This is a genomic window from Rothia terrae (genome assembly GCF_012396615.1).
Classification (GTDB): Bacteria; Actinomycetota; Actinomycetes; order Actinomycetales; family Micrococcaceae; genus Rothia; species Rothia terrae.
Map to the genome: position 1 here is coordinate 34,798 of NZ_JAAXPV010000015.1, position 21,090 is coordinate 55,887.

The following is a 21,090-nucleotide window of genomic DNA, read 5'->3' on the forward strand; positions in this document are numbered from 1 at the left end:
CGCATCCTTATGAACCGAGGGCTAACTTTCTCACTATTTTTTCAGTTACGCTCTGGGATCACACGGTTCTTTGGTTTGGCTTTTATTGGGGGTATGTTGAAAACATGAGTGTTTCTAACGAACGAATTGTATGGATTGACTGCGAGATGACCGGACTCTCGCTGGAAAATGATGCGCTGATTGAGGTTGCCGCACTGGTGACAGACGCTGAGCTCAACATTTTGGGCGACGGAGTTGATGTGGTTATCAAACCCTCAGCCCAAGCGGTGGATCAGATGAATGATTTTGTACGCAATATGCACACTGAATCCGGCTTGATTAATGAGCTGGACGCGGGCCTGAGCATGAAAGACGCCCAGAAGCAGGTTCTTGATTACATCAAGAGCTATGTACCCGAAGCAGGCAAAGCGCAGCTCGCCGGTAATTCGATTGGCACCGATAAGACTTTCTTGGTGCGCGATATGCCTGAGTTGATTGATTATCTGCACTACCGCGTCATTGATGTTTCAACTATCAAGGAGCTCTCCCGTCGCTGGTTCCCCAAGGCTTTGTGGAATGCTCCTGCTAAAACCGGCAATCATCGAGCTTTGGGTGATATTCGCGATTCCATTGATGAGTTGCGTTACTACCGTGAAACTGTTTTCGTCGAAGCTCCGGGCCCAGACAGTGAGACTTCTCAGAAAATTGCACGAAAAATCGCTGAAACTCGGCAGGAACTTAGTTCCTAGGTTGCCACTTCTCTCAGCACTTTTTACCTAGTGAGCGCAATCACGGTAAAAATGGCCTGTTTCGATTTTGCAAATACCGCCAACCTTCGGTAGAGTATTACTCGCTGCCAAACGCAAAAGAAAAGAAATTTTCAACAGTGTTTTAGCAGATATGGTGGTCGTAGCTCAGTCGGCAGAGCGCCTGGTTGTGGTCCAGGAGGTCGCGGGTTCAACCCCCGTCGATCACCCCGAAGAAAAGGGTCGTTATGGCAGTAGCCATAACGACCCTTTTGTTTTAACTTATTCAGTGCCCTTGAGGATTTAGCTTAGAGGCACACAGACTTTAGTATTCACCGAGGCTTCATCGCATGACTATTCTTCCCATCGTTATTCACGGCAACCCGGTTCTGCACCAGCCTGCTAAGGCTGTCACCGAGATCACGGACGAGCTCAAAACTCTGATTGCCGATATGTATGAGACCATGGATGCTTCTCACGGCGTGGGCTTGGCTGCACCGCAGGTGGGTGTTGGTTTGCGTCTGTTCACTTATGTGTTTGAGAATTCAGATGGTGTAGCTCCTCGCGGATGCATTATTAATCCCGTGTTGACCGTCGGCAAAATTTCAGCAGCTGATCCTGATGATGACGAAGAAGAGGGTTGTCTCTCTTTCCCTGGTTACGGTTTTCCGCTGAAACGAGCTGAGTGGGTCACTGTCTCGGGTATGAATGAGCACGGTGAACCGGTGAAGTTTGATGCGACGGGTTGGTTCGCTCGCGTGATGCAGCATGAGACTGATCATTTGGACGGCAAACTGTATGTTAATCGTTTGAACAAGAAGTGGTCGGCTCGAGCCAAGAAGGTTGTTAAGAAAGAAGGCTGGACCGTGGATGGTAATTCATGGACCCCTGGTGTTGACCCTGATCCGTTTGGTCACTAGACGACCCAGTGTGCGTGGTGTGCAACGCCTTTGCTTTTCCTGCGGGTAAGGCAAAGGGGTTGCACATTTTTTATAGGTGCTAAGGCAAGAAGAATAAACGCCCTGTAACTCCCCTGCCTAATCTGACTACGTTTCGCCCGGAGTTACCAGAAAAGCATCATTGTAACCATGTAAACGTCAAAGTACTCCCTATTGTGCGCCGTTTTTGGTGTTTATGTGGTCACCTTGGCTGGGAGGGATGTGAGCGAGGAAAAAGTCTTTGAGGGTAGAGCGCGCAGCGCCGGCTCATCGCTTCGATTTCAATAACACGTGTTCTTCATTTGAGGTGAAATGAGGCAAGTACAGTGACTGCAAACGGGCTGGGTTTGGCGTGAATCGCCATGTGAGAAAAGAGAAGCCGGGCGAGAAGGATTGTTTGCTGCCGCTGTACTTGCTCAGGGCACTAAAACGCCAAAGACGAACCTTGATAAAAACTTAAAGATAAAAAGAACGCGGGAGAACCGATGAGCCGGGTTCTGTCGCCACCTTGTGAGTGGGGGCAATCATCCATCTAGGCACCTCATTGCTGAGGTGCTCAAGCGGCCTACCCGAGCATTTGGGCGCACTACCCTCTGGCATGCTCTATTTGACCTTGCTCCGGATGGGGTTTACCGAGCTACCGTGGTCGCCCACGGTACTGGTGGTCTCTTACACCACCTTTTCACCCTTACCCAGCTATGTGGGCGGTTTGTTTTCTGTGGCACTGGCCTGCAGGTTGCCCTGAGTGGATGTTATCCACCATCCTGTGCTGTGGAGCCCGGACTTTCCTCGAGACGTACCTTACGTAGCGTCGCGCGATTGCCTGGTTCTCCCGCGTCCGCGCTCTACTTTACTACATGTTAGTTAGAGTGGTTGTATGAAGATTTTGTTGCCTCCGTCTGAGGGGAAGGCTGCTGCTGTTGCCGGTGAGCCTGTTGAGTTGGGCGATTTGAGTTTTGCGTTTTTGTCGGATGCTCGTGAGCGGGTTGCGGATGTGCTGGCTGAGGTGAGTGCGTCTGAGGGTGCTTTTGATGTGCTGAAGGTGGGGGCATCTTTGGGTGCTGAGGTTGAGCGTAATACTCGTGTGTGGGAGGAGCCTACGTGGGAGGTGTGGCGTGTGTATACGGGTGTGTTGTTTGAGGCTTTGGATGTTGGTTCATTGTCTGCGCAGGAATTTGAGCGCGCGGTGGAGTCTATTGTGGTTGTTTCTGCCTTGTGGGGTGCTGTCAGGTTGGATGATGTCATTCCTGCGTATCGTTTGTCTATGGGCGTGAAGCTGCCGGGGGTGGGTTCTCTTGCGACGTTTTGGGAGGCTGAGTTGGGGCGTCTCAATGAGCTGATGTCTGATGAGCTTTTTGTGGATTGTCGCTCGGCTGCGTATGCGAAGGCGTGGGTTACTCCTGCAGTGAAGACGGTGCAGGTTCGAGTGGAGAAGTTGTTAGCTGATGGCTCTCGTAAGGTTGTCTCTCATATGGCTAAGCATTATCGCGGGGAACTTGCTCGTTTTTTGGTGACGGAGAATCTTACGCATATCGCTGAGCCGCGGCAGCTTTTTGATGCTGTGCAGCGTCGTTGGCAGGCTGAGTTGGTAGAACCAACGGAGAAAAAACCGGGCATTCTGACGCTGATTATTCCTGAAGGCTAGAAAAAGGGCAGAAAATAACGGGCGATGATTCTATTGATTCATCGCCCGTTGATTTTAGGATGCGGTGCTAGCGGATCCTGCGCACTCCCCCGTTGAGACTCTGAAGTCCCAGGGATCTGAGTTCGTGGTGAGCACTTGGGTTTCTATCGCGAAGCCGCGCGCGGCTAATTCTTCTTTCAGTTTTTGGGCGCCGGTGTTGAGCCACACCCATTCCGAGGCGAAATGTGAGCAGTCAATGAGATACGGCTTTCCGCCCTCTATCAGGGCTTGTTCACGGAGTTCTGATGCGGGGTGGTGTCTAAGATCAGCTGTAATGAATACGTCTGCGTTCGCTTTTTTGACGAGTGAGAAAAGTGAATCACCGGATCCACCGCATACAGCGATGGTTTGGACGCGGTCAGCTGGGTTGCCAGCGACGCGCAGACCGCCTGCTGTGGCAGGTAGTACGCTTGCCAGCTTCTCTGCGAGCTCTTTCAAGGTGATAGGTTCGCTGAGTTCGCCGACGCGTCCGATACCAACCGAGTGTGTTGCCCCGTCGATGGTTTGGGTTTTATCGCCATCGAGCGAGGTGGATTCAGTAATCCCCAGCGCAAGCATCAAAGCCGAATTAACACCGTCAACGGCTGAGTCAGCGTTGGTGTGAGCACCGAGCAGGGCGCACTTATTTTCAATCAAGGTATGGATGATGTTGCCCTTATAGTCTGTATCGGGCAAAAATTTTGCACCGCGTAACAGGAGCGGGTGATGCGTTATTAGCAGATCTGATGACAGCACGATCGCCTCGTGCACGGTGGCTTGAATAGCGTCCACCGCAAAGCTCACGGTACGCACGGGGGCGCTCAGACGTCCTACCACTAACCCAGAAGCATCCCAGTCTTCTTGCAGGTTTGCAGGATATAAATGTTCAAAAGCGTCCATGACATCGTCTAATGTCGGTGTTTTCAGTTCGGTAGTCATGCTTTTTAGTCTAGTTGCTCACGCATACTGACTGGTGCACCGCTCCCCCAAGAATAAATACTAAGCCCCATTAGTTATAGGTAAAAACGAAAACTTTCTACAACGAAAGAAGCGAAGATGAAAAGTTTTGTTGTTGGTGGCGGTTGTTTCTGGTGTATCGATGCGGTCTATCGCCAAATCAAGGGGGTCACTGCGAGCATTAGTGGTTACGCTGGAGGACATACCGAGAACCCCGACTATCAGTCCGTATGCACCGGCACCACCGGTCATTATGAGGTAGTTAAAGTAGAGTTTGATGAAACCGTGATTGATGAAGATACGGTTCTGGATATCTTCTTCACCTCGCACAACCCCACCAGCTGCGACCGTCAAGGTCACGATGCTGGCTCTCAGTATCGCTCAGCATTGCTCTATACAAATTCCGATGAAAAAGAGGTCTTTGAACGGGCTAAAGAGCGAGCTCAAAGCATTTGGGACGAGGAAATCGTAACTGTTATCGAGCCGCTTGAAACTTTCTACGAGGCTGAGGAATATCACCAGGATTACTATGCTCGTAATCCTTTTGCGGGTTACTGCCAAGCAATCATTAACCCCAAGGTCAGCGCAGCCCGCCGCAATTTTGCGCAGTATCTCAAGTAGAAATCTCCATGATGTGCGCTAACGGTGAACTGTTTACGAAATATTTCTTTTCCAGCCCTGGCACGTCATAAATCTTCTAAGCTTGATAACAAGCCACCCCATAATTTTTGACTATTGAAAGGCTAAAACGTTGAGCAAGATGTACAACAACGTCACCGAAGTTATTGGCGGCACTCCCATTGTTCGCCTCAATACTCTCGACAAAGACCTTCCCGGCAATGTTGCTGTAAAGCTCGAATTCTACAACCCTGCTAACTCGGTCAAGGATCGCATCGGTGCGGCCATTATTGACGCTGCTGAAGAAGCTGGCGCACTGAAGCCCGGCGGCACCATTGTTGAAGGCACCTCAGGCAACACCGGTATCGCTCTGGCTATGGTCGGCGCTGCACGCGGCTACAAGGTCGTTCTCACCATGCCCGAGACCATGTCAACCGAACGACGCGTCATGCTCCGCGCATTCGGTGCAGAAATTGTTCTGACCCCCGGTGCCGAAGGTATGCGAGGAGCGGTCGAGAAGGCTAAGGAAATTGTTGAGAATACCGAGAACGCAATCCTTGCATCTCAGTTCGAGAACGAGGCAAACCCCCGCATCCACTACAAGACCACTGGCCCCGAAATCTGGGAAGACACCGATGGTAAGGTAGATATCTTCGTTGCCGGCATCGGTACGGGTGGCACCATCAGCGGTGCGGGTAAGTACCTCAAGGAACAGAAGTCAGATCTCAAGATTGTTGCTGTTGAGCCTAAGGACTCGCCCCTTCTGACTGAAGGCAAGGCTGGCCCCCACAAGATTCAGGGTCTGGGTGCTAACTTCATTCCCGGTATCTTGGACCGTGAGATTTATGATTCAGTTTCAGCTGTTACCACTGAAAACGCTGTTAGCACTGCCCGTACTCTCGGCGCGCAGGAAGGCATCCTGGGCGGCATCTCAGCAGGCGCAGCAGTTTGGGCAGCTCTTGAAGAAGCTAAGAAGTCAGAGAACACTGACAAATTGATTGTTGCGATTGTTCCCGACTTCGGTGAGCGTTACATTTCAACCGTTCTTTACGAAGATATCCGCGGCTAATATGCCCACTGTTACGAGGTGGCTCCGTCGAGAAAATCTCGATGGAGCCACTTTTTTATGTGAGACGGGAATAGTTAAAGTTCTCTGCTACGTTGTAATAAGCAGACTATGACACAGCCCATACCATCTATAAGGGGAACAAAGGTGAGCTTTCTTTCACGTCTTCGTGAGGATATTGCAACGGTGCGAGCGCACGATCCCGCAGCGCGCGGCGACCTTGAGATTATCGTCAACTATTCAGGCATGCATGCGATATGGTCCCATCGCCTAGCTCATCAACTGTGGCAAAATCCTTCAACAAAAACCGTGGCGCGTACGCTCTCGCAGTTCACTAGGTTTTTGACCGGTATCGAAATTCACCCGGGCGCAACCGTTGGTCGAAGGTTCTTCATTGATCACGGCATGGGTATTGTGATTGGTGAGACCGCTGAGATTGGTGATGACGTTATGCTTTATCACGGTGTCACGTTGGGTGGACGTTCCCTGGAAAAGGTCAAGCGCCACCCCACGGTCGGTAACCGAGTCACTATTGGTGCCGGTGCAAAAGTTTTAGGCCCCGTATATATCGGCGATGACTCGGCCATTGGCGCTAACGCTGTGGTTGTTCACGACCACCCGGCAGATTCTATTATTACCGGTATTCCTGCGTCTTCGCGTCCTCGCACACCGGAGAAGAAGAAGCCGTTGGTCGACGCAGTCGAGTACATTGATCCTGCAATGTGGATCTAGAAACTTATAAAAAATCGGTGGCATCTTTACAGATGCCACCGATTTTTTGATTGCTGATGTCCAGCGATTTACTTAATGAACGTGAGCGTCCTCTGCGTTTACTTCACGAAGATCATCGCTCCACATGACGTGGTAGTCGCCCTCAGCATCTACACGCTTGTAGGTGTGTGCGCCGAAGTAGTCTCGCTGACCCTGGATGAGGGCAGCGGGCAGTCGGTCACGACGCAGAGCATCGTAGTAAGCCAGTGATGATGAGAAAACAGGTACGGGAATACCCAGTGCTACTGCCTTTGAGATCACGCGACGCCATGAAGGAACGAGCTCTTCCATGAGCTTATTGAAAGCCGGTGCAAGAAGCATACTCGCAGGAGCTTCGTCCTTGTATGCTTCCATGATTTCAGCCAGAAGTTCTGCACGAATGATGCAACCTTCTCGCCACAAGCTAGCAATGGTATCGAGCTTCAGATCCCAGCCGTATTCCTTACCCGCAATGGAGAGCATATCCATACCCTGCGCGTAAGAAACAAGCTTAGATGCGAACAGAGCACGACGAACGTCTTCCACGAATTCGGGGTCAGCAGTTGCTACGCCAGTGGTCGCGATGAGACCATCAGTGAATCCTTTTTGTGCCTGCTCACGAGCAGCTGGGTTAGATGAAGACAGAGCACGCGCGAAGACAGACTCTGCGATGCCGGTAATGGGAGCACCCAAATCCAGTGCGCTTTGAACGGTCCAGCGACCGGTGCCCTTCTGACCAGCCTGATCGACAATAACGTCGATGAAAGGCTTACCGGTCTTCGAATCAACCTGAGCCAAAACTTCAGCGGTGATTTCAATGAGGTAAGAGCTTAGCTCGGTGGTATTCCACTGCTTGAAGATCTCTGCCTGCTCAGCCGGTTCAATATTGGCAACGGAACGCATGAGGTCATAGGCTTCGCCGATAACCTGCATGTCAGCGTACTCAATACCGTTGTGAACCATCTTTACAAAGTGGCCAGCGCCGTCGGTTGAAATCCATGCGCAGCACGGTGAGCCATCCTCAGCCTTGGCAGCGATTTTCTCAAGCATGGGTCCAACAGACTCATAGGACTTAGCTGAACCACCGGGCATGATTGAAGGGCCATTAAGAGCACCTTCTTCACCACCTGAGACGCCAACGCCCACAAAGTGCAGACCTTTTTCGGCAAGATCTTTTTCGCGGCGGATGGTATCTGGGAAGTGTGAGTTACCGCCATCAATAATGATATCGTCCTTATCGAGCAACGGTACAAGCTGATCGATGACAGCATCTACAGGGCCGCCAGCTTTAACCATCACAAGGATGCGACGCGGAGATTCCAGCGAATCAACGAGTTCCTGCAGGGTTTCAGTGCGAATAAAATCGCCCTCTGAACCGTGTGCTTCGAGCAAAGCGTCGGTCTTTTCAGAAGAACGGTTATGCAACGCTACAGTGTAACCGTTACGAGCCAGGTTACGGGCGAGATTGGCACCCATAACAGCCAGACCAGTTACACCGATTTGCGCCTTACGATTAGTATTATTTTCAGCCATACCTCTAAGATTACGCGGTTGGGCTGACCTTTGTCTTTTTTTGAGTTCAATTTCTCGAACCGTGAATCTCGATGAAGTCGCTGAGAATCTCAGAAATCTGAGGCTTGACCTATTCTGGTCGGTCGTTAAATAAAACCCATAACGCTGCTGCACCGATGACCAGGGCAATCAGGGCAAAAACAGACCATAGAATCACCATCATTCCCTGTGCAATAAAGAAAATGGAAATCAGAAACCACACCGCGGAGAGAAAAACAGCGGTGAAATTTCGGGGCTTAAAGGTGCGCATAGCTCGTCCCTTCATTGAAAAAGAAGATACAAAAAAGCCCCGCCTAAGCGGGGCTAATTTGTGGGTCCTACCGGGATCGAACCGATGACATCCACGGTGTAAACGTGGCGCTCTACCAGCTGAGCTAAAGACCCGAGGCAATGAATGCCTGAGCAAAACCAAATAAGTTTTGCAGTGGGTCCTACCGGGATCGAACCGATGACATCCACGGTGTAAACGTGGCGCTCTACCAGCTGAGCTAAAGACCCAAAACCTAATTGGTGAAGCCGTTTTCTGTCGGCTACAGATAAATACTATACACAGACTTAAATACTCTCGCAAATCGAAATGAAGTGTTCTGCATTACACCTCAAAATGTCCAGCTACTAAGTACCAGACAGGACATTTAGAGGCTTATGCATAAGGGTTCGTAGACACGAAGAAAATCAACGCCCACACCACCAAAAACACCCGCGAATAAGAACGCAGCAACCGCCGAAAATCAGAATGCAGAACCCTCCACGTTTTCACCTGCACAATCACCCGCTCCACCACCGACCGCAAGCCATTAATCACACGATTATTATCCTTGACTGCCTTGGGCATCTTCACCCCAGACCTACGCTTAACCGGCGTCAATAACCCCAGCCCCACATAACCCTTATCAGCCAGGGTAGTATCATCTAGATACCTCTCCAATCCATGCACCCGGAAAGCGTAAGCATCATGCCGCGCACCCGGCAAAGAATCAGTAATGGCCAACAGTTTCCCATCAATGGTGCAGATGATCTGATGATTAAAACCAGCTTTCTTATGCTTACCAGAGAAGTTTGTTTCCCTTGTGAGCGCCAATTCCAGGTGGGGATCAGTGTCCCATCAATGACCAGTGAACCAGGTACTTCCAGTGCTTTTTCAAGAGGTTGCACAACCGGTTGGAGAACCTTATCTAAAGTTTTCTCGATGAGGTTGATGGTTCTGGAAACCGTGGGCTGGGAGATGCTGAAAATATAGGCGAGGAAGTCTTCGGTGAGGTTATATCGGTGGTAGAGCAGCGTTATTTTCAGGGCTTGGGTCAGGGTGAGTCTGCGTGGTTTTGTATCTGGTTTTCTCCAGGTGAGGTAGTTATTTAGAGCGGTGAGGAGCGTGGCGAATTGCTGGGGGTTGAGTCCGGTTATATGCTGGTGGGGCAACGGTTCCTCCGGTACGGTGTTGAGAATATTTGTGGTTATTTATCCTCATTGTTGCCGTGTGGTGGGGCCGTTGTCTAGTTGGTGGGTGTGGGATTTGCTCTTACTTTTGAATAAGCCTCATGATTCATTATGAAGTCTATGGACTTCAATGTAGTGACAAAAATCCTATGAACGACCAATCCATGGCATAAAGAGTAACCCCTCAGGGGCCGTTGAGTTCTTATTCGCGGGTGTTTGCGGTAGTGCGGACACTGATTTTCTTTGCTACTTCGGACTCCTTGTGAGTAAGCCTCTATAGGGAAATATTTGAAAATATTTTATTTAGACATTCACATCTAAATAAAAACAAAAATTTCTAAATTTCATGAAGAATTTACCCAAAGAAGAAAATGGTGGACTATGCAGATGCCAAGGGGGTCTGCAACCAACCAGTAGGGATGGTATAAGAAAATCCATTAGCGGTGGTATAGGATCCCAAGAGGCGGGTCCAGAAATAGCGGCGATAGAAAACATCTTGATTGAAACAGGTTGTATTGTTCCACCTGATAGAAGTAGTCATGGGGCTATCTGGCCAAGGAACGGAACGATCAGATGATTGTCCGATGTTCGAACCAATCCAGTTGAAAGTAAAGACATCCCATAGATAACCGTCACCGTTAATGTTTTGATTTCGGACGACAGTTGGGTTAGCCCAGCTACCGCTAGTAACAACGATGGAGGAAACCAAGCCTGCAGGGAGAGCTATCTGCTGACGGAAATTAGACAAAGTCACAGTGGTCTGAGGTGCACCATTTACTGGAGGCACAGCAAAGCCAGCAGCCGCAGTTCCTCCGGCTCGCTGGTTAGTCCACAGACCCATATCAGTAACCAGACGCTGATCGGCAGCGCACCTTGCTGATTGACTAAAAATTAGTCGCCCAAACCAAGATGCAGAAATTGAGTAGCGCGGACGGGAAGCGGCATAAGCAGGAATGGAAGCAGACGCGACTACTATAGGGGCAGCCCATGCGGCCCCTTTAGTGAGGGAGCGGCGAGTGAATGAGGGGGACATATTTTTCCTTTGGGCGTTGTGGTAAGAAAATTCAAAGAAGAATTTTGTAGAATTCATTGACTTCGATATATAAAATTACTTTCTTCTCGAATAAGTAATAATTGTAAGAAGGCATAAAATTCCAAATGAATCTTTCTAATTTCACCTTATACTATGCTAACCATAAATTTTTTTCAAGTATATTTCGAGTTATTCTATGAGGCTTATTTCATAAGGGGGCCGAAGCTGCAAAGAAAAACAACGCCCGCACCATAGAAAACACCCGCCACGTCTTGATCTGAGTAATAACCCGCTCAACCACTGAACTTAGTCGATTAACTCGACGGTTATTCTACCTCACCGCTGACCTCACCTTCACTCCTGGCTTCCACTTAGGCGCAGTCAATAACCCTAACCCGATGTAACCCATTCTCTGCCAGAGTGGACTCATCTAAGAACCTTTCGAGCTGGTGAAAACGAAAAGCATAAACATCGTGTCTAGCCCCCGGGCAACGGGGCGGTAATAGCCAATTATTTTCCATGTAGCGTACAGCTCACTTGATGATTGAATCTTGCACGATGGTGTTTACCCGAAAACAATATTTTCCCTTGTGTAGCCCAGTTCCATACCGCCATCAGTGTCCCATCGACCACGAGTGAATCAGGAACTTTGCTGAGAGATTCCAGGCCTGCAGTTTTCAGTTCAGGTAATTGAAGCAGAGCACTTTCGATGCGATGGATAGTGCTGGAAATCGTAGCTTGAGAGGTTTCAAATATATCGGCAAGGAGCTCTTCTGTGAGGTTGTGAGGTAGATAGAGAAGGATGATTTTTAGAGCTTGGTTCAGGGATAGTTTTCGTGGTCTAATAGTTGGTTTGTTTCAGGTGAGGTTCTTCTGCAGGGCTGTTGTGAGGGTGGGGAATAGCTCGGCAGTGAGCCCGGTTGTACGCTGATTGTGCAACGGTATTTTCCGGTATGGCTTGAGGTTATTTGTAGTGATTTAATCATCTTATTTTCGCTGCTGGTGGGGTTGTTGTCTCTTGGCGGCGGGGTGTTGGTTTTTACCCTTTATGAATAAGCCTCTTAGACCCTCAACATTTGCGAGCATCATACCAACCATACAACCACAAGACCTCCCCCAATAACTCCCAGAAAGAAAAAGAGGCACCCGCATCGGCAGGTGCCTCTTTATGCCTTAAAGTCAGACGATGCAAGCTTTCACTATTTTTTCATCATCAAACGGGTAGCTGCCCAATCCTCAGATACAGCCGCCGGCTTTGTCACATGCAGGCCCGCCACAGGAGCGGCTTCCTGGATATCCGCAGGAGATACATATCCCTCACGTCCTGACTTAGGAGTCAGCAGCCAGACAACACCCTCATCATCAAGATCAGACAAAACATCCATGAGTCCATCGACAAGGTCACCGTCTTCTTCGCGCCACCACAAAAGAATTCCGTCAACCACCTCATGTTCATCCTCATCTAGAAGATCTGAATTAATGAGATCCTCTAATGCGTCACGAACTTCGAAGTCAACATCTTCGTCGTAACCGAATTCCTGGACGAGATCCCCGTCCTTGAAACCAAGTTGGACAACCGCTTCCTGTGCGGTGGTCTTGGTCTCGCTCACTGATAGCCTCCCAAGAGTTGGATGAAGAACAACCGTAATGCTGCCCTCACTATAGGTTTCACAGCCTTTCATCAGCTGTGCGTGAATCACAGAATTCACTCTCAGCTACCAAGAGAACACAGGTGCCACACCATAAGCAACTAAACACGGCGAAAAGCCGGTGTTTTTTCTCAAAACCCCACAAAAAATGAGGGGGATATTACAGCCAAAACCTCACTTCTACCGGCAACTTCTGGCAGATAAATTTGCTTGAGTGTGACAACATATAAAGAGAAAGCACAGAGTGCGAATGACCTTTATATCGCACACAGTGCGAACAGGTGCTACACAAAGCTCTCGGCATCATAAGCCTGAGTAGTTTTAGCACAACGACAAGAACAAGAGAGGTTGGATAGTGGCTCCCTCATCAGCAAATGACCACCACGTCCTCAGCGCACTCACCAACGGATTGAAAGATATCGATCCCGAAGAGACCGGTGAGTGGATTGAATCTTTTGACGAACTGGTAGAAAAGCACGGCACTGAGCGTGCACAGTTCATCGTCCGTTCACTTCTGCAGCGTGCAGGCGACCAGAGCATCCAGGTTCCCATGGTCACCACCACCGACTACGTGAACACCATTCCTGTTGACCAGGAACCCGAATACCCCGGTGACGAGCAGATTGAACGCCGCTACCGTGCATACATGCGCTGGAACGCAGCAATCATGGTTCAGCGCGCACAGAAAGCAACCATCGGCGTGGGTGGCCACATTTCTTCATACGCTGGCCAGTCCACTATGTACGAAATCGGTTACAACCACTTCTTCCGCGGACGCAACCACCCCGGTGGCGGCGACCAGATTTTCTTCCAGGGTCACTCATCACCCGGTAACTACGCACGCGCCTTCCTTGAAGGCCGCCTGACCGAAGAAGACCTCGACGGTTTCCGTCAGGAAAAGACCAAAGAAGGTCACGCGCTTCCTTCATACCCGCACCCCCGTAACATGCCTGAATTCTGGCAGTTCCCGACCGTGTCAATGGGTATTGGTCCGCTCAACGCAATTCACCAGGCACAGTTCAACAAGTACCTGCACAACCGTGGCATCAAGGACACCTCAGAACAGCACGTTTGGGCTTTCCTTGGCGACGGCGAAATGGACGAGCCCGAGTCACGCGGCGCACTCCAGCTTGCAGCTAACGACAAGCTCGATAACCTGACCTTCGTTGTCAACTGCAACCTACAGCGCCTTGACGGTCCCGTTCGCGGGAACGGCAAAATCATCCAGGAACTCGAAGCATTCTTCCGCGGTGCCGGCTGGAACGTTATCAAGGTTCTGTGGGGACGCGAGTGGGACACTCTACTCCAGAAGGATAAGAGCGGCGAACTCGTACGCATCATGAACGAAGCTCTCGACGGTGACTACCAGACTTACAAGGCAGAGTCCGGTGGATTCATTCGCGAGCACTTCTTCGGTCGCTCACCCGAGACCAAGGAACTCGTTGCAGATATGACTGACGACGAGATTTGGGCAATGAAGCGCGGCGGCCACGATTACCACAAGGTTTACGCAGCATACAAGCGCGCTATGGAAACCAAGGGTAAGCCCACCGTTATCTTGGCTCAGACCGTTAAGGGCTACGGTCTTGGTCCCAGCTTCGAGGGCCGTAACGCAACCCACCAGATGAAGAAGCTGACCATGGATGATCTCAAGGCATTCCGCGATCACTTGCGTATTCCTATTTCTGACGAAGAGTTGGAGAAGGATCTCTACAACCCGCCGTACTACCGCCCGGCTGAGGACTCTGAAGAGATGAAGTACCTCATGGCTCGCCGTGAGGAACTCGGTGGTTTCGTTCCCAGTCGCCTCAACGAGCAGAAAGAAATCACTCTGCCTGGCGAGAAGGCATACAAGGGTGCTAAGAAGGGTACCGGCAAGCAGATGGCCGCTACCACCATGGCATTCGTTCGTTTGCTCAAGGACCTCATGCGTGAGAAGGACTTCGGCGACCGCATCGTCCCGATTATTCCCGATGAGGCTCGTACCTTCGGTATGGACTCCTACTTCCCCACCGCTAAGATTTACAACCCCAACGGTCAGAACTACACCGCGGTTGACCGCGAGCTGATGCTGGCATACAAGGAATCACCTAAGGGTAAGATTCTGCACGTTGGTATTAACGAAGCTGGCGGTACTGCAGCTATGACTGCAGTGGGTTCATCCTATGACACCCACGGTGTGCCCATGGTTCCCGTTTACATCTTCTACTCGATGTTTGGCTTCCAGCGCACCGGTGACGCTTTCTGGGCAGCTGGCGACCAGTTGACCCGCGGCTTCATTATCGGCGGTACCGCAGGTCGTACTACCTTGACCGGTGAAGGTCTGCAGCACATGGACGGTCACTCACCGATTCTGGCTTCGACCAACCCCTCAGTCATCCACTACGACCCCGCATACGGTTACGAGATTGCTTACATTGTTGAGCGCGGTCTCGAGCAGATGTACGGCACCAAGGATGAAGACCACAACGTCATGTACTACCTCACCGTGTACAACGAGCCGATCGTTCATCCGGCCGAGCCCGAGAACCTCGACGTTGACGGTGTTATCGGTGGTATCTACCGCCTGAAGGAAGCAGAGAACGACGGTCCTCGCACCCAGCTTCTCGCATCCGGTGTGGCAGTGCCCTGGGCACTTAAAGCACAGGAACTGCTCGCAAAGGACTGGGGCGTTTCAGCAGACGTTTGGTCCGTTACTTCATGGACCAAGCTACGCCGCGACGGCATGGAAGCAGAGCGTACCTCATTCCGCACCTCAGGTAAGGAAAACCCGGTACCGTTCGTCACCAAGCAGCTCGAAGGCGCAACCGGCCCCGTTGTAGCAGTCTCAGACTTCGCATCAGATTTGATGGATCCCATCCGCCAGTACGTACCGAACGAGTTCGCAACTCTCGGTGCAGATGGCTGGGGCTTCTCAGATACTCGTGCAGGCGCACGTCGCTTCTTCCACATCGATGCACACTCCATCGCGGTACGTGCACTCCAGATGCTGGCTAAGCGCGGCGAGATCTCTGCAGACATCCCCGCTAAGGCTTACGAAAAGTACCAGCTTGATAACATCCAGGCAGGTTCTTCAGGTAACGCTGGCGGCGACGCGTAAGGCTAACTTTTAGTCTGCTATAAAAAGCGATGGCTCCCACACAGTGTGGGAGCCATCGCTTTATGTGTATCACTGTCTATAAGCCCAATACGAATAAGCGAGAATATCCCGGGTGATTACCTGTAAATCTGATGATATTTCGCTCTAAAGACTGACTAGTTTGCACTTATCAACAGCAGATTGACTAGAGTAGGTTATAGGTTAGAACCAACACTATTGCACAGAAAGTGACACTATGATTGCGCTTGTTAGCCCAGGTCAGGGATCTCAGAAACCGGGCTTTCTGAAGGAATGGCTTGATGTAGAGGGTGTTCGCGAGCATTTCGAGCAGCTCTCAAAAGCTGTGGATATTGATCTGATTCATTACGGTACTGAAGCCGATGAAGAAACCATTCGCGATACCGCGATCGCTCAGCCACTGATTGTTGCTGCTGGTATCGTCACCGGTCAGCTCTTCAAAAAGCAGGCGAATCTTGATGAATCAGAAATTATTTATGCTGGGCATTCAGTTGGTGAAATTACCGCTGCCGCCCTTGCCGGTGTGTTGTCTGAAGAAGACGCCATGAAGTTCATTAAGGTACGCGCTCAGGGCATGGCACAGGCAGCCGGTAAATATGACAGCGGCATGACTGCCGTTGTGGGCGGTAAAGAAGACGAAGTTCGCGAAGCAATTGCAGCTGCCGGTCTGACTCCTGCGAATATCAACGGTGCCTCACAGATTGTCGCTGCCGGTAGCATGGAAAACCTAGCTAAACTTTCAGAAAATCCTCCTGCACGTGCTCGCGTCATTCCGCTGAAGGTCGCCGGTGCTTTCCACACCGATTTCATGCAGGACGCTGTAGCCCCCTTGCGTGATATTGCAGGCTCTCTCACGGCATCAGACCCCAAAGGCATCCTGATTTCAAACTTTGACGGTAAAGCAGTTGAATCAGGTTCCTCAGCGCTAGAATCCTTGGTCGCCCAGGTGACGCGCCCCGTACGCTGGGATCTGTGCATGGAAACCTTGTTGGAGCATGAGGTCTCAGCAATCGTTGAGCTCTCCCCCGCCGGCACTCTCGTTGGCCTTGCTAAGCGAGGCATGAAGGGCGTTCCCGCATCCGCCATCAACTCACCCAGCGACATCACCACAGCTGCTCAGTCCCTCAACGCGTAGGAATACCTTTTTAAATGACAACACTTGCTCAAAACCCCATTAACCAGTACTCACGTATCCTCAGCTATGGCGCATCCCGTGGAAACACCATCGTTCCCAATGATGACCTGGTTGAAAAAATTGATTCTTCAGATGAGTGGATCCGCCAGCGCACCGGTATCGCAACCCGCCACCGCGCAGATGAGAATCAGTCAGTCACTGATTTGGCTGTAGAAGCAGCTAAAGATGCACTGCACAACGCATCCCTGACCGGTGCTGATATTGATGCAGTTATCTGCTCAACAATCACGCATCCTTTCGCCACTCCGTCATTGGCTGTACTGGTAGCTGACGCTATCGATTCGCGATGCCCTGCCTACGACATTTCTGCCGCATGCGCTGGTTTCTGCTACGGAATAGCTCAGGCCGATGCATTGGTTAAAGCTGGAACCGCACGAAATGCGCTGGTAATCGGTGTCGAAAAACTCTCTGATTTTATTGATGACACCGAACGCACCATTTCATTCCTCCTGGGCGATGGCGCGGGTGCAGCAGTTGTTTCTACCTCAGACTCTCCCGGCATCTCACCAACAGTGTGGGGTTCAGACGGTAGCCGATTCGACACCGTAGGTATGACACACTCAATGCTCGAGATTCGCAACCGCGATTTTGTGGCTCATCCCGTTCAGGAAGGTGAGAAGATTTGGCCGACTTTGCGCCAGGACGGCCCTTCCGTCTTCCGCTGGGCAGTATGGGAAATGGCAAAGGTTGCAAAGCAGGCCCTGGAAACCGCAGGAATCACCGCTGACGACCTCGGCGCACTGATTACCCATCAAGCCAACGAACGTATCATCGACCAGATGGTCAAGACGCTCAAGCTTCCTGAAACCGTGGCTGTAGCCCGCGATATTGTAGATGCTGGTAACACCTCAGCCGCATCGGTGCCTCTGGCTGCCCATCGTCTCTTGCAGGAGAACCCAGAACTTTCTGGAAAATTCGCTCTGCAGATTGGCTTTGGTGCCGGTCTAGCGTTTGCAGCGCAGGTTGTAGTACTCCCCTAACTCAAGAGATTTTTGAAAATTATCACTATAATTTTCAAAAGCCCCGTAGCGTATGTACCGTATTTAAAGAAGCTCACGGGATAAACTCATGAGGAAGTCTTTTTACCGGCAACCTACCGCGTAAAAAGTCGCTTTCGTATTAGACGAAAAGATGAGAGCCGGTTATAAAAAGCCGGCCACAAACAACAGAAGGAGCCTTCAATGGCTAGCAAAGAAGAGATTCTCGCAGGTCTGGCAGAAATCGTCAACGAAGAAACCGGTGTTGAGCAGTCAGACGTACAGCTCGACAAGTCATTCACCGAAGATCTGGACATCGATTCAATCTCAATGATGACCATCGTTGTAAACGCAGAAGAGAAGTTCGACGTCACCATCCCCGACGAAGAAGTTAAGAACCTCAAGACTGTTGGCGATGCAGTAGATTTCATCGAAAACGCTGGTAAGTAATTCAGCCGTTTTTATCGTGGGCGCGAGGTTTCACTATAATTCTCGCGTCCACGTTTTTCATATAATTTCGCTTTAGATGACAACCTCAGCACAACCAGAAAGCGTAGCTATGACCCATAAAGTTGTGGTAACCGGCCTCGGTGCGTTTAGCCCCCTCGGCGAAGATGTACCTACTACCTGGAAGAACGCCCTCGAAGGCGTATCAGGCGTAAAGACTATTGAAGAACCGTGGGTTGAAGAGTACGGCATTCCCGTAAGCTTCGCGGCACAGGTCGCTATCGACCCCACTGAGTCTGAGCGTTTGAGCAAGGTAGAAGCTAAGCGTCTTGATCCTTCAGGCCAGTTCGCCTTAATCGCAGCGCGCGAGGCGTGGGCCGATGCTGGTTTTTCTGGTGAAGACGCCGATTCAGCTGAGGAAGTCGACTCCGAGCGCACGGCGGTAGCTTTTGGCACCGGTATGGGCGGTGTGTGGACACTTCTGGATGCGTGGGACACCCTGCGCGAAAAGGGCCCGCGCCGGATGCTTCCGATGACTGTTCCGATGCTGATGCCCAATAGTTCAGCTGCAGCAATTTCAATGAACTTGAAGGCACGTGCGGCTGCTCAGACTGTGGTCTCTGCGTGCGCTTCTTCGACCGAAGCCATGGAAATCGGTGTTGAGCTTATTCGTTCGGGCAAGGCCGATGTTGTAGTTGTCGGTGGCTCTGAAGCAGCTATTCACCCGATGACTATCGCAGCTTTTGCTAAGATGCAGGCGCTGTCCACTCGTAATGACGATCCCGCGGCAGCGTCGCGTCCTTACGACACCGAGCGTGATGGCTTTGTCATGGGCGAAGGCGCAGCGGCTTTGATTATCGAATCAGAGGAACACGCAAAAGCTCGCAATGCAAGTATTTATGCTGAAATCGCTGGCACCGGTGTTTCAGCTGATGCCTACCATATCACCGCCCCCGAGCCTAGCGCCCTGGGCGCTACCCGCGCTCTGCGCGAAGCTCTGGAAGATGGCAACATTGATCCGGAGCAGGTTGTTCACGTCAATGCGCACGCAACGTCAACCCCCGTGGGAGATATCCCCGAGTCCTTGGCGCTTCGCGAGGTGTTTGGTGAGCACACCAAGGATGTTGCTGTTTCTGCGACCAAGTCTATGACGGGTCACCTACTCGGCGGCGCTGGCGCTATTGAAGCTGTGTTCACCGTTCTGGCTGTGCACCATCGAAAAGCTCCTTGCACCATCAACCTGAATGAACAGGATCCTCAGATTGAGCTCAATGTTGTAACCGAAGCGCGTGACTTGCCCGATGGCGAAATTGTCGCTGTATCAAACTCATTCGGTTTTGGCGGTCACAATGCTGTGATTGCTGTACGAAGTGTCTAGCGTTTAGCAGACTATAAAAAGGGAGTAGGAAAAATTTTTCCTACTCCCTTTTTAGCTAGCGAAAGTGCGGTATGACCGTTACAGAGGACAGATCGTGTGCTGCGCGTAACGGTTCCAGTTCGGCGTCCCACGCCTCACCTAAAGCCAGCGAGAATTGCTGGTAAAGCCTTTCGGGGTTGTTTCCTGCCACTTCATACGCGCGCTTGATATGTTCCTCCGTCAGAACAAAATTACCGGCACGATCTGTATGAATATGAAAAAGTCCCAGAGAGGGTGTGTGCATCAGCCGAGAAGAGTCTGTGGAGGCAGTACCGTGTTCGGTGACTTCAAACCAAAGGTTCTGCAACTTATACAGCGCTGACGACACCTTGGTTGATGTACCTGCAGGGCCTTTCCACGGGATGTTAGCGCACCAGGTTCCCTCGCGTGTTGGTTGAGGTTTCCATCGTATGTTCAGCTTTTCTTCTAATGCTGATTCGCATGTCCACTGCACATGCGGTTTAAGTGCAGCGCTCACACAGTGAACGAAGATGATGCCTGAGGTTGTGTTCACGAATCCAGCTTTGGTTGGTAATGACTAGGCACGCGGGTGTGCCCCTGCGTATGTTCCAGCCAGTCTATCAATAGAAACATGGGTGTAGATTTGGGTTGTTGCTAAGGATGAGTGACCTAGTAGCTCCTGGATGCTTCTGATGTCCGCGCCACCTTCCACGAGGTGAGTAGCCGCTGTGTGACGGAAGACGTGCGCTCCACTGGCATTGGTGTTGTCTAGCTGTCGCAGTAAACGAGTGAGATCCTCACGTATCTGTCGAGGGTTAGCTCGCTTGCCCTGAGGCCCGATAAAAAGTGCCTCTATAGTTGCAGAAGTTTCGTGAGGAAACCACTGCGGACGTCCTCTCATCACCCACTGGTTCAGCGCATCCATCGCCGGTTTGCCAAAGGGTACGACGCGTTCTTTATTGCCTTTGCCGATGACGCGCATCGTAAGATTTTCGCGGTCGATACTTGAAAGGTTTAGACCGGTGAGCTCGGAGATGCGCATTCCCGTGGCATAGAGTAGCTCAACCACAGCAATGAGACGCAACAACTTTGCATCGCGAGGAGCCAGTTGCAGTTGCTCTTGCAAAGATGTGAGCAAAGTTTCCATGTGTTGTTTACTCAAAACCTCGGGAAGATACTTGTTTTTTGCAGCTGTTACGAGCGCTAATGAAGGGTTTTGGGTGATGAGCTGTTCTTCTTCTGCCCAGCTAAAGAACGTTCTGAGCGAGGACGCACGTCGCGCCATAGAGCTTCGGGCAGAGTTCCCTGCGTAATGGGTTCCCAACCATCCGCGCATATGTTCAATGGTGATTTCTTCAAGCTCCATCACGCCGTGGCGTTTGGCGTAGCCCAAGAGGCTGGTGATGTCTGAAACATAGGCGCGGATGGTTTGTGGTGAACGGTGTTTTTCGTAGGTCAGAAACCTCTCGAAGGCTCTAACTGCTTGAACGTAGGCTCTGTGGTAGGCATCTTCAGCGGGCTCGGTCAGCACAAGAGTATCTGGCAATTGTGGTTGCTCAGGCATGGG

General features: G+C 51.0%; 21 protein-coding genes, 3 tRNA genes and 1 other RNA gene. 12 read left to right on the forward strand and 13 right to left on the reverse strand.

The window, feature by feature from the left end; genetic code table 11:
- The first annotated feature begins 104 nt into the window (after positions 1 to 104).
- From orn to def, 3 genes are all read left to right on the forward strand, one after another.
- On the forward strand, positions 105 to 728 hold the full coding sequence (gene orn / locus HF984_RS08730; protein ID WP_168615294.1) for an oligoribonuclease: 624 nt from the start codon (positions 105 to 107) through the stop codon (positions 726 to 728).
- A gap of 154 nt (positions 729 to 882) precedes the next feature.
- Positions 883 to 955, forward strand: a tRNA-His gene (locus HF984_RS08735).
- A gap of 120 nt (positions 956 to 1,075) precedes the next feature.
- Positions 1,076 to 1,645: a peptide deformylase gene (gene def / locus HF984_RS08740; RefSeq protein WP_168615295.1), complete on the forward strand. Its 570-nt coding sequence runs from the start codon at positions 1,076 to 1,078 to the stop codon at positions 1,643 to 1,645.
- 488 nt (positions 1,646 to 2,133) lie between these two features.
- Here the strand turns inward: def and rnpB are convergent.
- Positions 2,134 to 2,498: RNase P RNA component class A (gene rnpB, locus HF984_RS08745), an RNA gene on the reverse strand.
- 42 nt (positions 2,499 to 2,540) lie between these two features.
- Between rnpB and HF984_RS08750 the strand changes: the two genes are divergently transcribed.
- Positions 2,541 to 3,308: a YaaA family protein gene (locus tag HF984_RS08750; protein ID WP_168615296.1), complete on the forward strand. Its 768-nt coding sequence runs from the start codon at positions 2,541 to 2,543 to the stop codon at positions 3,306 to 3,308.
- 54 nt (positions 3,309 to 3,362) lie between these two features.
- Here HF984_RS08750 and HF984_RS08755 read toward each other — a convergent pair whose 3' ends face one another.
- Positions 3,363 to 4,265 (reverse strand): Nif3-like dinuclear metal center hexameric protein, encoded by a 903-nt coding sequence (locus HF984_RS08755; RefSeq protein ID WP_168615297.1) that lies wholly within the window; start codon positions 4,263 to 4,265, stop codon positions 3,363 to 3,365.
- Between the two features lie 117 nt (positions 4,266 to 4,382).
- Between HF984_RS08755 and msrA the strand changes: the two genes are divergently transcribed.
- The 3 genes from msrA (at position 4,383) to epsC (ending at position 6,699) form a co-directional block, all read left to right on the forward strand.
- The gene (gene msrA, locus HF984_RS08760) at positions 4,383 to 4,904 is read left to right on the forward strand and encodes a peptide-methionine (S)-S-oxide reductase MsrA (protein WP_168615298.1); all 522 of its coding nucleotides are present in this window, start codon (positions 4,383 to 4,385) and stop codon (positions 4,902 to 4,904) included.
- Between the two features lie 139 nt (positions 4,905 to 5,043).
- The gene (cysK, locus tag HF984_RS08765) at positions 5,044 to 5,970 is read left to right on the forward strand and encodes a cysteine synthase A (RefSeq protein WP_210729673.1); all 927 of its coding nucleotides are present in this window, start codon (positions 5,044 to 5,046) and stop codon (positions 5,968 to 5,970) included.
- A 144-nt stretch (positions 5,971 to 6,114) separates the two neighbouring features.
- Positions 6,115 to 6,699, forward strand: a complete 585-nt coding sequence (gene epsC, locus HF984_RS08770) for a serine O-acetyltransferase EpsC (RefSeq protein WP_168615300.1) — start codon at positions 6,115 to 6,117, stop codon at positions 6,697 to 6,699.
- Positions 6,700 to 6,771: 72 nt separating this feature from the next.
- Here epsC and gndA read toward each other — a convergent pair whose 3' ends face one another.
- The 9 genes from gndA to HF984_RS08810 all read right to left on the reverse strand — a co-directional run bounded on the left by gndA (position 6,772) and on the right by HF984_RS08810 (position 12,369).
- Positions 6,772 to 8,250, reverse strand: coding sequence for an NADP-dependent phosphogluconate dehydrogenase (gene gndA, locus HF984_RS08775; protein ID WP_168615301.1), 1,479 nt, complete (start codon positions 8,248 to 8,250; stop codon positions 6,772 to 6,774).
- A gap of 109 nt (positions 8,251 to 8,359) precedes the next feature.
- Complete coding sequence (locus HF984_RS08780; protein WP_168615302.1) at positions 8,360 to 8,539, reverse strand: hypothetical protein; 180 nt, start codon at positions 8,537 to 8,539, stop codon at positions 8,360 to 8,362.
- A gap of 61 nt (positions 8,540 to 8,600) precedes the next feature.
- Positions 8,601 to 8,673 (reverse strand) — tRNA-Val (locus tag HF984_RS08785).
- Positions 8,674 to 8,714: 41 nt separating this feature from the next.
- Positions 8,715 to 8,787, reverse strand: a tRNA-Val gene (locus HF984_RS08790).
- A 145-nt stretch (positions 8,788 to 8,932) separates the two neighbouring features.
- Positions 8,933 to 9,307, reverse strand: a complete 375-nt coding sequence (locus HF984_RS11930) for a transposase family protein (RefSeq protein WP_400745869.1) — start codon at positions 9,305 to 9,307, stop codon at positions 8,933 to 8,935.
- On the reverse strand, positions 9,202 to 9,708 hold the full coding sequence (locus HF984_RS08795; RefSeq protein ID WP_168615303.1) for a transposase family protein: 507 nt from the start codon (positions 9,706 to 9,708) through the stop codon (positions 9,202 to 9,204). The genes HF984_RS11930 and HF984_RS08795 overlap by 106 nt, the downstream gene beginning before the upstream one ends.
- A 397-nt stretch (positions 9,709 to 10,105) precedes the next feature.
- Positions 10,106 to 10,759: a hypothetical protein gene (locus tag HF984_RS11580; RefSeq protein WP_228008203.1), complete on the reverse strand. Its 654-nt coding sequence runs from the start codon at positions 10,757 to 10,759 to the stop codon at positions 10,106 to 10,108.
- A gap of 510 nt (positions 10,760 to 11,269) precedes the next feature.
- On the reverse strand, positions 11,270 to 11,605 hold the full coding sequence (locus tag HF984_RS11935; protein WP_168615327.1) for a transposase family protein: 336 nt from the start codon (positions 11,603 to 11,605) through the stop codon (positions 11,270 to 11,272).
- A gap of 353 nt (positions 11,606 to 11,958) precedes the next feature.
- Complete coding sequence (locus HF984_RS08810; protein ID WP_228008202.1) at positions 11,959 to 12,369, reverse strand: DUF3052 domain-containing protein; 411 nt, start codon at positions 12,367 to 12,369, stop codon at positions 11,959 to 11,961.
- A 394-nt stretch (positions 12,370 to 12,763) separates the two neighbouring features.
- On the opposite strand from HF984_RS08810, the gene aceE reads away from it, so the two are divergent.
- The 5 genes from aceE to fabF all read left to right on the forward strand — a co-directional run bounded on the left by aceE (position 12,764) and on the right by fabF (position 19,523).
- On the forward strand, positions 12,764 to 15,508 hold the full coding sequence (gene aceE, locus HF984_RS08815; protein ID WP_343947408.1) for a pyruvate dehydrogenase (acetyl-transferring), homodimeric type: 2,745 nt from the start codon (positions 12,764 to 12,766) through the stop codon (positions 15,506 to 15,508).
- A gap of 235 nt (positions 15,509 to 15,743) precedes the next feature.
- Positions 15,744 to 16,661 (forward strand): ACP S-malonyltransferase, encoded by a 918-nt coding sequence (locus tag HF984_RS08820; protein ID WP_168615304.1) that lies wholly within the window; start codon positions 15,744 to 15,746, stop codon positions 16,659 to 16,661.
- 14 nt (positions 16,662 to 16,675) lie between these two features.
- On the forward strand, positions 16,676 to 17,701 hold the full coding sequence (locus HF984_RS08825; protein ID WP_168615305.1) for a beta-ketoacyl-ACP synthase III: 1,026 nt from the start codon (positions 16,676 to 16,678) through the stop codon (positions 17,699 to 17,701).
- A gap of 201 nt (positions 17,702 to 17,902) precedes the next feature.
- Positions 17,903 to 18,148, forward strand: coding sequence for an acyl carrier protein (locus HF984_RS08830; RefSeq protein WP_168615306.1), 246 nt, complete (start codon positions 17,903 to 17,905; stop codon positions 18,146 to 18,148).
- A gap of 109 nt (positions 18,149 to 18,257) precedes the next feature.
- On the forward strand, positions 18,258 to 19,523 hold the full coding sequence (gene fabF, locus HF984_RS08835; protein ID WP_168615307.1) for a beta-ketoacyl-ACP synthase II: 1,266 nt from the start codon (positions 18,258 to 18,260) through the stop codon (positions 19,521 to 19,523).
- 55 nt (positions 19,524 to 19,578) lie between these two features.
- Here fabF and HF984_RS08840 read toward each other — a convergent pair whose 3' ends face one another.
- Together HF984_RS08840 and HF984_RS08845 are read right to left on the reverse strand one after the other, a co-directional pair.
- On the reverse strand, positions 19,579 to 20,076 hold the full coding sequence (locus tag HF984_RS08840; RefSeq protein ID WP_168615308.1) for a DUF3145 family protein: 498 nt from the start codon (positions 20,074 to 20,076) through the stop codon (positions 19,579 to 19,581).
- A 24-nt stretch (positions 20,077 to 20,100) separates the two neighbouring features.
- Positions 20,101 to 21,087 (reverse strand): tyrosine recombinase XerC, encoded by a 987-nt coding sequence (locus HF984_RS08845; RefSeq protein ID WP_168615309.1) that lies wholly within the window; start codon positions 21,085 to 21,087, stop codon positions 20,101 to 20,103.
- Positions 21,088 to 21,090 lie beyond the last annotated feature (3 nt).